Below are 14297 nucleotides of genomic sequence, written 5' to 3' on the forward strand. Positions count from 1 at the left end.
GAGTGGAAAGAAGACGAAAAACTTCATCTTCATCAGCAGCTTTGGTCAGAGCATTTATCTGGAACGATGATTTTACCCAGGTTATCGGTAAAACTCCCTGTGGTCGAGCAACATTGTTAGTATTTGGTGTTTAGACTAAGACTCGACGGTTCGTAACTGGGAGAAAAGCCGTGATGGAGTCAAAATGTTCGTTCGAGTTGCAAAACTCTGTGAGTTACTAAATTGTGAACCAAAAGACCTTTATGAAGCTGTAGAGCCTGAAGAAGATGCTGAATTGTGAATGCATTCATCTTCTGGCTCTGCCTTCACCGTTTCTCAATAAGCAATGCCTGCGGCAGGCTAGGTCTACACAGTTGCCAGTTACATCCAACATTTACGTTGCAATCAACTCAAAGCAAATAGCATCGGATTAAAGGAGGTGGAAGTATGAACCAACCACCTTCTAGAAGACGGAAAAAAACCACCCCTGCCGCATCTGATGACAGCACATTACCAAATGACCAAGACCTTGAGGATATCTCGCAAGAAGAAAACCCAGCTACAGCAACAATTACAGTTACTGCTGTTGAAGTAACAGAGTTGACCCAAGAGGAGCAAAGCGATGGCTTGTCTGCGACACGCTACGCGAACGCCAACGCCAAGGGCGAACGCCTGCACTTGGAGAGGAAAGTGGAGCGGGCATTTTTTGAGGCAGGAAAGGCTTTGATGGAACTTTGCGATCGCAGATTATATCGCTCTACGCACAAAACCTTTGAGGAGTATTGCCGTTCACGGTTTGGTTATACACGAATGGCAGCAACCTATAAAATTGCTGCGGCGACAGTTATGGAGAATTTGTCAACCATTTGTTTACAGAATGCGGAAATAACCACAGATGGTTTAGTCACACACAACACCAGAGAATTCAGTCGTGTCAGTGGATTGACGATTGAAGATTGGGAACAACAGCAATGATATCTTTTGTTTGTTCAAAACCTTGAACAATCCAGAACTGGGGGGCGAAGGCGGCTGTTGGGCGATTGTTACTCAAGTAAACGACTTTAGCTGTACTGTGAGGCTATGGGATGGAGAATTGACGGTTGGGGTGCAGCATTTGAAGTCTTATGAATACTTGCCCCAAGAATGCCAGCAGATGCAGGTAATTTGCGATCGCATTCATAGGTTACAGGAAAACGAGAATTTAGAAGATGCCCCAAGTGCTGTGCTGAAGCACTTGGGGGAATTGAAGCGACCGTATTTGACTGCTGTGGAAGAAAAGCTGTTGAGTTTGATAGGAAAGAGTACGGTGTTAGCGATTAAATTTTATAATTATTTTCTTAAAAATTATCATCCAATAGATGGATTGAAATAAAAATAATTTTTGTCAACTTTAAATATAGATATAAGGTTTACACATTTAGAAAATACAGAGTTTTAGGTATTTGATTCCAACATTGTCACATTTGAAGTGGATGTTTGAATGGTTTATTCGACACACTACATTTGATTTTGCATCCCTTCAGATGTACGGAATTTATTCAAAACTCAAATAGGAATCCTATAGAAAAATATCGACTATAGGGTTAAGTTTTGTCCATAGCCTAATCCCTAGCTATGGATCTATCCAAACCAACTGATTGATGTTGTTAGCGGTTTTATCTGATGAAGAATAAAACGGGAGGGGAATTGAAAAAAATTTTAAAGGAAATTTGGTTAATTATCATAGTAACCACAGTAAGCGTTTTTAGCAGCAGTAAATCTCTTGCTAGTCCAACAAAAACTTGGCAAATGAGAGAAGCACAGACGAAAAATACTTTATCGTCTGATTACTTAACTAAACTACCAATTTCTAGAAAGGAAGACAACTTTGTATTAACTCAAATTCCCTCCCCAGTTAGGCCAACAATCCCTGAACCTCCGGCAAAGCCAAGCCCGCCACCTGCTGACGAAGATTTACTGCAAACACCAACCCCCAGTCTGCCTACACCCCTACCACCCCCCGAAATACCCCAGACGATTCTAATTAAAAGGTTTGAATTTCTTGGTAATACTGCTTTTAGTAATGAAGAATTGGCGAAAGTAACTCAGCCATTTATCGGCAAGCCGATTCCCTTTACAGAACTACTACAAGTAGAGGCAATTATTACCAAATTGTATACCGATGCTGGGTATATCAATTCTGGTGCAGTCATTCCAGCCCAGCAAAGTTTTCCCAAAGATCGGGCTGTTGTCAAAGTTCAAATTGTAGAAGGTGGTTTAGAAGATATTCAGGTAATAGGCACAAGTCGGTTAAATCCAGGGTATATCAAAAGTCGGTTAGCGATCGCTGCCCGCAGACCTTTAAATCGCGATCGCTTGCTGCAAGCCATACAATTATTACAACTCGACCCTCTCATTCAAAATATTTCCGCCGAACTATCTGCGGGGACAAGTCCAGAGTTAAGCCTCCTGAAAGTTACCGTCAAGGAGGCTGATTCTTTAGAGGGAGAATTTTTTGTTGATAATAGTCGCGCCCCCAGTGTAGGTAGCATTCGCCGGGGATTTCGATTGAGTGAAGGTAATCTACTCGGCTTGGGGGATAAACTCAGGGCAACTTACAGCAATACTGATGGTAGTAATTCCTACGATATTAGCTACACCATCCCCATCAATCCCCGGAATGGTACACTACAAGTAGGATATGGCACAAGCACCACTCAGGTAATTGAACCACCTTTTGATCGCCTCGATATTCTAGGTGATTCTCAATCTTTGGAAATAACCCTACGGCAGCCTTTATTGCAAACTCCCAGACAAGAATTTGCTATAGGTTTGACCTTCTCGCAACAACAAAGTAAAACATCTCTGTTGGGATTAGATTTTCCCATTTCCCCAGGTGCTGATGATAATGGCAGAACTCGCATTTCTGCATTGCGATTTTTTCAAGAATGGACGAGTCGCAATTCCACAGAAGTATTTGCTTTACGTTCACAATTCAATCTAGGGATAGGTGCGTTTAACGCCACAATTAACAATGAGCCGCCAGACAGTCGTTTTTTTTATTGGCGGGGACAAGGACAGTATGTCAGACTTCTGGCTCCAGAGACATTGTTAGTGCTGCGCTCAGATTTACAATTGACGACACGCCAACTTGTACCTTTAGAACAATTTGCGATCGGAGGCTTGGGGAGTGTCCGGGGTTATCGCCAAGATTTACTACTAACTGACAACGGTGCTTTCTTATCTGCTGAGGTGCAATTACCAATTTTACGAGTACCAGAAATCAAAGGAGTTTTACACCTGACTCCGTTTGTTGATTTTGGCGTTGGTTGGAATAGTTCCGCAAACTCTGAGCTAAATTCTAATACTTTGCTGTCAACAGGTTTAGGCTTGCAGTGGCAAATGTCAGACTGGCTAAATATGCGCCTTGACTGGGGAGTACCATTGATTGGTGTTGATGGCAGTAACAATTCATTGCAAGAAAATGGATTGTCTTTTTCTATCAATGTTAAGTCGTTTTAATCAAGTTATTTTAATCACAAAAAACTTTGTTGAGAGACGTTATCAAGGTAAGGAAAAACAAGATTTGGAGATTAATCTCTATCAAAAGGAACAGAAGTGGGATGAGACTAAAGAATGATGGAGGAGATATAGATATTACTTACTGTACAGATGTACGATGCGTAAGTGTTCAATCTTGTTATTTGAGTTGTGGGGAAAAATTCTTATTGGTAGTGAATATCTGACTGATTGGATGTTTTTATTAGGCAACTAAACTTTCAATCTCAGCATTAATCAACCTTCTGTGAAATAGTTGAAATTTACCATCGCCTTCCTAACTAATATTCCAGAGGTTGGAGAGTATGCAAGGACTGAGGCGATCGCTCTTTCTCATCACTTTACCCCTAGCCATATTGGGATGTCTTGCTTCTATGGACACCGCCACAGGGCAGATAATTCCTGATAATAGTCTCGGTACTGAAAATTCAGTTGTCAACTCGAATGCCAACACCGATCTAATTGATGGCGGTGCGCGTCGGGGGGCAAACCTTTTTCATAGTTTTCAGGAATTTAATGTTGGTCAAGAAGGAAAAGCCTATTTTTCCAATCCGGCTGGAATTGACAACATTCTCAGTCGGGTTACAGGGGGAAGACCTTCCAATATATTCGGAACACTTGGTGTTGCAGATGGCAACGCCAATCTATTTTTCATAAATCCTAATGGGATTTTATTTGGGCCAGATGCGCGTTTAGATATGCGCGGTTCATTCTTGGCTAGTACAGCGAACAGTTTATTGTTTGATAGTGGGTTGGAATTTAGTGCCATCAATCCGCAAGTACCACCCATGCTGGCGATTAATATTCCTATTGGATTGCGATTTCGAGAAAATCCAGGGAGTATCACTAATCAGTCTGTAGCCGATGGTGTGGGACTTAAGGTCAGTCCAGGGAAAAATTTATCTCTTGTAGGTGGGGACATTAGTTTAGATCGGGGAAGATTGACCGCAGCAGGAGGACAAATTGCTTTAGGAAGTTTAGCTGGAGAAGGAACCGTTGGATTGGCTAGCGATGGTGGCTTGAGTTTTGCTGATGGTGTAGCACGAGGCAATGTATTACTTACCAATGGCGCTCAAGTAGATGTGACTGCTGGAGGGGGAGGCAGTATTAACATCTATGCTCAAGATTTAAATATTTTGGAAAATAGTGCTATCTGTGCTGGGATTGGAGCAGCTCCAATTTGTGGCAAAAGAGCATCAGATTTTGGCACTGGAAGTAAAGCTGGAAATGTTACGTTAAATACTCTGAACAATTTGACAATAAATCAAGGTAGTCAAGTTGAAAATGTTGTAAATGTTGGTGCGATCGGCGATGCTGGAGACATTAACATCAAGACAAAAAACTTAAATCTTACTAATGGTGCTCGGCTGAATGCTAGTACCTTTGGTAAAGGGAATGCAGGCAAGATTAATATTACTGGCGCTGATAACGTTAAGTTTGAGGGAGTAGGCAGCACTATAAATTATCTAGGAAACACTATATCTATATTTACCGGAGCTTTGAGTCGTGTGGAAGCGGAAGGCAAGGGGAATGGTGGAGACATTAACATCTCTACAAAAAACTTAAATCTTACTAATGGCGCTCGGCTGTATGTCGGTATAGTTCCAGGTGGTAAGGGAAAAGCAGGCACGATTAATATTACTGACGCTGATAACGTTAAGTTTGAGGGAGTAGGAAGCAATGGATTCTCTAGCGGAGCTTTTAGCGTTGTGAACGATACAGGTATCGGCAATGGTGTTGTGAACGATACGGGTACTGTTAATGGTGTTGTGAACGATACAGGTAACGGTAATGGTGGTAACATTAACATCAGTACAAAGAGCCTAATTCTTACTAATGGCGCTCGGCTGAATGCTAGCACCTTGGGAAGAGGGAATGCAGGCAATATTAGGATTACTGGTGCTGATACCGTATCCTTTGACGGAGTAGGAAGCAATCAATTGTTCAGTGGAGCTTTGAGTCGTGTGGAAGCGGAAGGTAAGGGGAATGGTGGAGACATTAATATCTCTACAAAAAACTTAAAGCTTACTAATGGTGCTCGGCTGTATGTCGGTATACTTCCAGGTGGTAAGGGGAATGCAGGCACGATTAATATTACTGACACTGATAACGTTCAGTTTGACGGAGTAGGAAAGAATAGATTCTCGAGCGGAGCTTTTAGCGTTGTGAATGATACAGATATAGGCAATGGTGGTGACATTAACAACAGTACAAAAAACTTAAATCTTACTGATGGCGCTGTGAACGATACAGATATTATAGGCAATGGTGGTGACATTACTATCGAGACAAAAAACTTAAATCTTACTAATGGCGCTCGGCTGGATGCTAGCACCTTGGGAAGAGGGAATGCAGGCAATATTAGGATTACTGGTGCTGATACCGTATCCTTTGACGGAGTAGGAAGCAATCAATTGTTCAGTGGAGCTTTAAGCCGTGTGGAAAATAAAGCCATAGGCAATGGTGGTGACATTACTATCGAGACAAAAAACTTAAATCTTACTAATGGCGCTCGGCTGTATGTCGGTCTACTTAAAGAAGCTAAAGGGAAAGCAGGCACGATTAATATTACTGCTGATAACGTTAAGTTTGACGGAGTAGGAAAGAATGGATTCTTGAGCGGAGCTTTCAGCTATGTAGACGAGAAAGCCACTAGTTTTGGTGATGGTAGCATTAATATCACTACAAAAAACTTAAATCTTACTAATGGCGCTCAGATCAATAGCAGTACCTCTGGAATAGGGAATGCAGGCAATATTAGGATTACTGCTGCTGATACCGTATCCTTTGACGGAGTAGGAACTGCTGATAAAGTTAACTTTGACGGAGTAGGAAGCAATGAAAACTCTAGCGGAGCTTTTAGCATTGTGCAAAAAACCGCTAAGGATAATTCTAAGGGTGGTGACATTACCATCAAGACAAAAAACTTAAATCTTACTAATGGCGCTCGGCTGAATGCTAGTACCTTTGGTAAAGGGAATGCAGGCAATATTACGATTACTGGTGCTGATAACGTTGAGTTTAAGGGAGTAGGAGGCAATCAATTGTTCAGTGGAGCTTTAAGCCGTGTGGAAAATACAGCCATAGGCAATGGTGGTGACATTACTATCGAGACAAAAAACTTAAATCTTACTGATGGCGCTCGACTTTATGTTGGTATACCTGGGAGTGGTAAGGGAAAAGCAGGTACGATTAATATTACTGCTGCTGATACCGTATCCTTCGATGGAGTAGGAAGGAATGGATTCTCTAGCGGAGCTTTTAGCTTTGTGGACAAGGAAGCCACTAGTTCTGCTGCTGCTGGTAGCATTAATATCACTACAAAAAATCTAGCTCTTACTAATGGTGCTAAAATCAGTGCCAGCAACCTTGTTCAGGGAGAAGAAGTAGACATATATATTACAGGTGGCAACAAGAATGGAAGTCTTCCAGCTGAATCTGCAATAGGGAAAGGCGGGAATATTGTCCTAGGAGTACGTGACATCTTATTAATTCGTCGAGGTAATATATCATCTATTGGCAGCAATACAGGCCCGGCTTTTGAAGGTAATATTGACATTAAGGTTGAGACACTAGTTTTACATGGAAGTAGCAAAATTCGAACTGTTGGCTCCACTTCACAAAAAGGAGGCAGCAATATCAAAATTTCTAACTTGCATGGAAAACTCGTTGTCCTTGTTTCTCACGACAGTATTATCAGTGCTGCGGGAGAATTAAAGATAGAACCAAACCTAAAGGTTCAGCCGTCAGAAATTCCCCAAGTAAAGTTAGTCAATCCCTCTGAGCAAATTGGTCAAAATCCCTGTCAGCGGGGTGTAAGCAGCAAATTTATCATCACTGGACGCGGTGGCTTACCACCTAGCCCCAATGACGCAACTAGCAGTGACGCTGTGCGAGTCGATTTAGTCGAGCCTGCACTTGCGGGAAGCAGGGGAGCAGGGGAGCATAGGCGCAGAGGTGCACAAGAGAAAACTAAATCTTCAGTTACCAAACCAATTGTGCCTACCCAAGGATGGATATTCGACAAAAATGGTGAGGTGATGCTCACAGCCTACGATCCCACAGGCACAGGTTCTCAACGTCCTCTCAGTCCAGATTCTTGCCCAGTGCCTTGAAGTAATTCGTAATCCATAATACTCGCCTCCGGTGAGAAGCAAGCTACGTAATATCCTGCGGTAAGTAAGCTAGGTAATTAAGATTCGTCAGATTTTATCTAAATTTCCAGAGTTGCTTTTGTAGCCTAATTTGGGATTTTTAGTCTATTAAGCTCTAGAAAATATTGACAAGGAAGGCAGAATATGAGTTTCAAACTGTCTAACCTAGTTCAGAGATTGCAGAATCTAGTCAAAATAGTATACTGCCGATCGCCTAAAGTCAGCAAATGGCGATCGCTCTTTGTCATCAGCTTACCTTTAGGTACCTTAGGGTGTCTTGCTTCTATAGACACCGCCAAAGGGCAGATAATTCCTGATAATAGTCTCGGTACTGAAAAGTCAGTTGTCAACTCGAATGCCAACACCGATCTAATTAATGGCGGTGCACGTCGGGGAGCAAACCTTTTTCATAGTTTTCGTGAATTTAATGTTGGTCAAGAAGGAAAAGCCTATTTTTCCAATCCTGCTGGAATCGAAAACATTCTCAGTCGGGTTACAGGTAAAAATCCTAGCAATATTTTTGGTACTCTTGGTGTTCTTGGTAATGGCAACCTATTTTTTATTAATCCTCATGGGATTATTTTCGGTCGGGATGCCAAATTAGATATCAAAAGTTCTTTCCTAGCTAGCACAGCCACTAGCTTGAATTTTGCCGATGGCACAAAATTCAGCGTCAATGCTCTCGAAACCACACCTCTGCTGACCATAAGTATTCCTGTGGGTTTACAATTCGGTGAGCTTCGCGGGAAAATTCTCGTGCAAGGGTCGGGTCATCATCTCAGTTACGCAAATACAGGCTCAACTATTCGACCTGATAGTTTAGGTCTCCAGATACCATCTGGGAAAACTCTGGCGTTGGTAGGTGGTGATATAGCTCTAGAGGGTGGTAGTCTCACAGCTGAGTCAGGACGAATAGAACTAGGGAGTGTGGATTCACCCAGTTTGGTTACTCTTAACCAAAATGACTCTGGTTTTGCCTTGGGATATTCCGGCGTGCAACATTTCGGAGATATAGAACTGTCTCAAAAAGCCTTAGTAGATGTAAGCGGTGAGGGTGGAGGCGAAATCCAAGTACAAGGTGGGCATCTTTTATTACGTGGCGGTTCAGCAATTTTGTCTATTACCCAAGGTTCAAAGTCAGGGGGGAATTTTATTGTTAACACCTCAAATTCTGTAGAACTGATTGGAGAATTAGTAGATCGTCAGTATGCCAGTAGCTTATCCATTGAAGCTCAAGGTACTGGTTCAACTGGAGACATCAGGATTAACACAGGGAAGTTAATTGCTACCAATGGTGCATATATACGAAATTATTCTTTTGGCGGAGGAAACGGAGGAAATCTGACTGTGCAAGCTTCCGAATACGCGGATCTTACAGGAGCCAGTTTGTATAGAAGCGGTTTGTATAGAAGCGGTTTGTATACTGGGGCTACTAGTACGGGCAATGCTGGAAATTTAAAGGTTATAACAAATAAGCTGATTGTTCGGAATGGAGCAAAAGTAACTTCTAATACCTATGGTGAAGGTGATGCAGGAAATTTGACAATTGACACCAAGCATTTAAATGTTCAAGATTCGCAAGTGTCAGCTACTACCTTTGGCAAAGGAAATGCAGCAAATTTAACTGTTCACGCCTCTGAGTCTGTAGACCTGAATGGCGAGATACCTGGCAATGAAAAAGGATATCCCGGTGGCTTGTTTGCTCAAGTTGATATCAATGGTACGGGACGTGGCGGTAATTTGACCATCAACACTGGACGCTTGAGTGTTAGTGATGGCAGTAAAGTGCAGGTAGCTACATTTGGTCAAGGTGATGCAGGCAGTTTGTTTATTAAGGCCTCCGACATTGACGTGTCTAACACACCCAACGCTAATAACTACTATTCCACGGGTATATTCGTTGGTATTCAAAGAGATCCGCGAACAGTTAATACACCCAAAGGCAAGGGCGGCAGTTTAACTATTAAAGCTGACCAATTGAGTGTGAGAAATGGTGCAAGCATTTCAGCAGATAATGATGGTATGGGAATAGGAGGTAACATCGACATCATTGCCAATACCCTCCGCCTAGTAGATAAAGCCGCTATCAATGCCAAGGCAGCTTCTGAAGATGCCGGAAATATCACGCTGCAAGTGCCAGACTTGATTCTGCTACGTCGCAACAGTCAAATTTCCACGACCGCAGGTACTGCTCGTGGCCTTGGTAAAGGTGGCAATATGAATATTAACACTGACTTCCTAGTTGCTATCCCTAATGAAGATAGCAACATCACTGCTGATTCCTCTGGAGGTAAGGGTGGAGCCATCAACATCACCGCAAAAAGGGTTTTTGGGCTAGAAGTTCGCAAGTATCCTACATCAAAAAGTGACATTACAGCTATCTCTCAACTTTCTCCCACATTCAATGGTGAAATCACTCTGAAGCTTCCCACTTTTGATCCTGCCAAAAATATTGTAGAATTCCCTGTCAATGTTATTGATCCGGCTGCTTTAATCTCCCAAAATCCTTGTACGCGGGGTCTTGGCAGTAAATTTGTGATTACGGGACGTGGAGGAATTCCACCCGGACCTACTGAAACTTTCAATACGGATGCAGTCCAGGTTGATTTGATTGAGCCAGCACCATCAAGGAATCTACAACGGCAGACACCTAAAATTCATTTAGATTCTTCTGTAGTTAATCAAACTCAAACTTTGGAAAAAATTGTGCCTGCACAAGGATGGATATTCAACAAAAAGGGTGAGGTGATGCTTACAGCATACGACCCCACAGGCACAGGTTCGCAACGTCCCCTTAATTCAGATGTTTGTCCAGTACCTTGAACTAATTTGTAATTCGTAATTCGTAATTAAGAAAGTCAGATTTCATCTAGATTTCCAGGTTTGCGTCTGTAGCCTATTAAGTTATAGAAAAGATTGACAAGGAAGGCAGAGTATGAGTTTCAAACTGTCTAACCTATTTCAGAGATTACAAAATCTGGTCAAAAGACTATATACCAAACGATCGCCTAAAGTCAGCAAAAGGCGATCGCTCATCCTATTAATACTCTTATTTGTCCTCTCCTTGAGCATTCCTCTGGTTGCTCACCAAATCTCTGCATCAACTGTCATCGTTCAAACTCAGCAAAATCCCTTACAACTGGTAGAACAAGCCAAAAAACTCTACACTACCGGACAGTTTGAGCAGGCGGCTTTAGTTTGGCAACAAACGGCTGAAGCTTTTGCTGCTCAAGGGGATAAGCTCAATCAGGCAATGGCTTTGAGTAATCTTTCGCTTACACAGCAACAACTGGGTAAATGGGATGAAGCAAAGCAGGCGATCGCTACTAGTCTCAAACTCGTAGAAACTCAGGAAAAAACACCAGCGCAACGCCGCATCCAGGCGCAAACCTTCGATATTCAAGGACAGCTACAACTAGGAGTTGGGCGATCGCAAGCAGCCCTGAAAACTTGGCAACAGGCAGCTGATATATATAAAAATATCGGCAATAAACAGGAACTCATCCAGAATCAGATTAACCAAGCTCAGGCAATGCAAGAATTAGGGCTTTATCGCCGAGCTTGTGAAACATTATTAGCAGCTTTAGAACTTGAGCATCAAAACTTGATTATCTCAAAACAACAGCTACAAAGCCTGACAGCAAAACTTTCAAAGACAGGAAAGTTAGCATCTTTACAAGTCTTGGGATTACGTAGCCTCGGTGATGTTTTACGAGTCATTGGTAACAAGGAACAGTCCCAACTGGTTTTGACAGCAAGTGTAAAATTAGCACAACAATTAGGCGATACTCAAAACTTGGCTGCAAGCTACCTCAGTTTAGGTAATACAGCGCTTTCTCTGGGTAATCAAAAAGTCCAAACAGAAACTATTCCCACGCCAATTACATTCACATCATCTCAAGACTGCATAGCAGGAGCAAATAATACTGCTGCCGAACTATACCAACAAGCAGCAGCCTGCTATCACCAAGCTGAGTTATCCACCGATGCAAACACTAGGACTAACGCAGAACTAAATTTACTCAGTCTTTTAATCCAGACTCAACAATGGTCTGATATATCAACACTACTGCCTAAAATCCAACCCCAACTAAATAAATTGCCTATTAGCCACAAAGCTATCTATGCTCAAATAAATTTGGCACAAAATCTCATCTGTCTGAAATCAGCAGTAAATCCAGAAGCATCTCAACTTTCATCTCCTCTACTTCAGCAATGTGGTGCAACCCAAGAAAAAACAACTAACACTGGGGGTAATACCTTGCAACCTGCACTGATTCCTGCATGGGAAGATGTTGCAAAAATTGTCACCATTGCTCGCAACCAGGCTCAAGCTTTACAAGACAAGTCAGCAGAAGCCTATGCTTTGGGTTATTTAGGCGGAGTTAACCAAGAAATTGGGAAAATACCAAAGGCTCAAAGGTTAACTGAACAAGCATTACAGCTCGTTTCGGCTTTTGATGCACCACACATTGCCTATCGTTGGCAATGGCAATTAGGACGACTGCGGCGAATTCAGGAGAACCAACAAGGAGCGATCGCAGCGTATACAGCTGCCGTTGAAACTCTCAAGTCACTGCGTAAAGACCTGACTGTAATTAATCCAGAGGTACAATACACGTTTCGAGACAGTGTAGGACCAGTTTATCGGGAATTTGTCGATTTACTGTTGCAAGCTAATAACTCTAACCAAAAAAACCTCAAACAAGCTCGTGATGCAATTGAAGCACTTCAGCTGGCAGAACTGGATGATTACTTTCGAGATGCTTGCATTGAAGCTAAACCACAACAGATTGATCGAGTGGTAGATCGAGCTACTCCAGCAGCAGCAGTTTTATATACAATTACCTTGCCGGATCGCTTAGAGTTAATTCTCAAATTGCCGGGGCAAGAAAACTTAGAACACTACACTACAACAGTTACCCAAGCACAATTACAAGACAACCTAACACAATTAATAGAGCGTCTCGACGATAAAACACGCTTTGCTGATGAAATTCAGGAATTATCTCAGCAAACATACGAATGGTTAATTAAACCAGCACAAAACAAGCTAGTTGATAGTAAAGTCAAAACCTTAGTATTTGTCTTGGATGGTCTATTACGAAATATTCCGATGGCAGTTCTCTACGATCGCGCCAGTCAGGAATATTTAGTACAAAAATATGCTTTAGTTATTACCCCTGGTCTTCAACTGATCAGTCCTCGCCCTTTAGCAGATGTCCGCCTAAGTGCCATGCTTGCTGGCATGAGTAAACCGCGTAGTTTTCCTGACGAAAATCAATTATTCTCTAATCTTAATTTTGTACCTGATGAATTAAAAAAAATTCAAAAGGAAGTGCCAAACAATGAAAAGTTACTGGATCGGGATTTTCTCAAAGCTACACTGCAAGAGCATCTAGCAAATGCCAAATACACTATTGTTCACTTAGCAACTCACGGAGAGTTTAACTCTGATCCCGAAAAGACTTTTATTGCTACCTGGGATCACTTGATTAAAATCAAAGATTTGGATAGCTTACTGCGAGCAGGTCAGACGAATCAACCCATTTCTATTGAACTACTAGTTCTCAGTGCCTGTAAAACAGCCACAGGAGACAGTCGCGCCACTTTAGGGCTAGCTGGTGTTGCTGTGCGAGCCGGAGCAAGGAGTACATTAGCCAGCTTGTGGTCAGTAAATGATGAGTCTACATCTGAATTCATGGGTGAATTTTATCGGGAATTAGTTCATGCCAATGGCAGAAAAAATATCAATAAAGCTGAAGCTCTCCAGCAAGCTCAGTTAGCGCTGTTAAAGAATCCCAATAAAAAATGGGAGCGCCCTTATTATTGGGCCCCCTTTGTTTTAGTAGGAAATTGGCTTTAACTTTGCGGAACTACAGTACCAAAACCAGACTCTTGAGTAAGCCTTTCTAAACCAACACCATTAGCTTCTAATAAATCAGCCCATTGCTTATTCAAAGTTGGATCTTGGGGATTGCGACGACGACGTTCACCTAAATTATTCAACGCATCATACCAAAGCTTATTATTTAACAAACTTTGGTAATCATTAGTAGCAGCAGAACTCAAACTTACTCGTTCCACTGTTCCACCGACATCAAAACTATTTCCACTATTACAAACAAGGCGAAAATACCAATTATAAATTTTACCTTGTTCGAGTGGATTTTTGGGTTTTGATGGCACAGTAACACTAACAAACCCCGGTGTTGATTGCAGTGTGTATCGGGTTCTTTCTATGGTTTTCTGTTCAGCTTCATCCTGCAAGACTAACTCAGCATATCTAATATCTTTTAGGTCATTGGGAACATAAACCCAAAATATAGGATACTCAGAGATGGTTAATCCTCCATCTTTAGGCACCAAAGCAGTTAGTTCTTTTTTTTCTATTCCGTCACAATTGCCACGGCTAGCAGCATCTGTTTGTCGATTTGGTCTACCTGTAGAAGAAAAATCAAGTTTTGGTTTCTGAGATGATTGTGTGATCAAAAAGGGGGAATTTATGGTTGAGCTAGTAGATTCTGCGAGTACCGAAATGGGGTAGCTAGTCAAGCCAGCCATGACCCAAGATAGAGAGATAACAAGAGAATGTTTGGAAAAAATTAACTTCTTGATACTCATAAT

8 protein-coding genes and 1 pseudogene are annotated in these 14297 nt (G+C 42.0%); 8 read left to right on the top strand and 1 reads right to left on the bottom strand.

Going from position 1 to position 14297, the window contains the following annotated elements; translation table 11 throughout:
* The first annotated feature begins 2 nt into the window (after nucleotides 1-2).
* From RM347_RS21370 to RM347_RS21405, 8 genes and pseudogenes are all read left to right on the top strand, one after another.
* Entirely contained in the window at nucleotides 3-134 is a 132-nt protein-coding gene (locus RM347_RS21370; protein WP_322718349.1) for a hypothetical protein, read from the top strand.
* 292 nt (nucleotides 135-426) lie between these two features.
* Nucleotides 427-954, top strand: coding sequence for a type II toxin-antitoxin system VapC family toxin (locus RM347_RS21375; RefSeq protein WP_322718348.1), 528 nt, complete (start codon nucleotides 427-429; stop codon nucleotides 952-954).
* Nucleotides 955-976: 22 nt separating this feature from the next.
* Nucleotides 977-1351, top strand: coding sequence for a hypothetical protein (locus tag RM347_RS21380; protein WP_322718347.1), 375 nt, complete (start codon nucleotides 977-979; stop codon nucleotides 1349-1351).
* Between the two features lie 61 nt (nucleotides 1352-1412).
* Nucleotides 1413-1532 (top strand): annotated as a pseudogene (locus tag RM347_RS21385) (IS630 family transposase); the annotation flags it as partial.
* 109 nt (nucleotides 1533-1641) lie between these two features.
* Complete coding sequence (locus RM347_RS21390) at nucleotides 1642-3480, top strand: ShlB/FhaC/HecB family hemolysin secretion/activation protein (RefSeq protein WP_322718346.1); 1839 nt, start codon at nucleotides 1642-1644, stop codon at nucleotides 3478-3480.
* A gap of 341 nt (nucleotides 3481-3821) precedes the next feature.
* The gene (locus RM347_RS21395; protein ID WP_322718345.1) at nucleotides 3822-7631 is read left to right on the top strand and encodes a filamentous hemagglutinin N-terminal domain-containing protein; all 3810 of its coding nucleotides are present in this window, start codon (nucleotides 3822-3824) and stop codon (nucleotides 7629-7631) included.
* Nucleotides 7632-7814: 183 nt separating this feature from the next.
* Complete coding sequence (locus RM347_RS21400; protein ID WP_322718344.1) at nucleotides 7815-10493, top strand: S-layer family protein; 2679 nt, start codon at nucleotides 7815-7817, stop codon at nucleotides 10491-10493.
* 112 nt (nucleotides 10494-10605) lie between these two features.
* Nucleotides 10606-13536 (top strand): CHAT domain-containing protein, encoded by a 2931-nt coding sequence (locus tag RM347_RS21405; protein ID WP_322718343.1) that lies wholly within the window; start codon nucleotides 10606-10608, stop codon nucleotides 13534-13536.
* Here RM347_RS21405 and RM347_RS21410 read toward each other — a convergent pair.
* Nucleotides 13533-14294 carry a DUF928 domain-containing protein gene (locus tag RM347_RS21410; RefSeq protein ID WP_322718342.1) on the bottom strand — a complete coding sequence of 254 codons (762 nt, stop codon included), beginning with the start codon at nucleotides 14292-14294 and terminating at the stop codon, nucleotides 13533-13535. The two genes, RM347_RS21405 and RM347_RS21410, sit on opposite strands and share 4 nt — an antisense overlap.
* Between the last annotated feature and the right edge of the window lie 3 nt (nucleotides 14295-14297).

Source organism: Nostoc sp. ChiQUE02, assembly GCF_034531305.2.
Lineage (GTDB): Bacteria > Cyanobacteriota > Cyanobacteriia > Cyanobacteriales > Nostocaceae > Nostoc.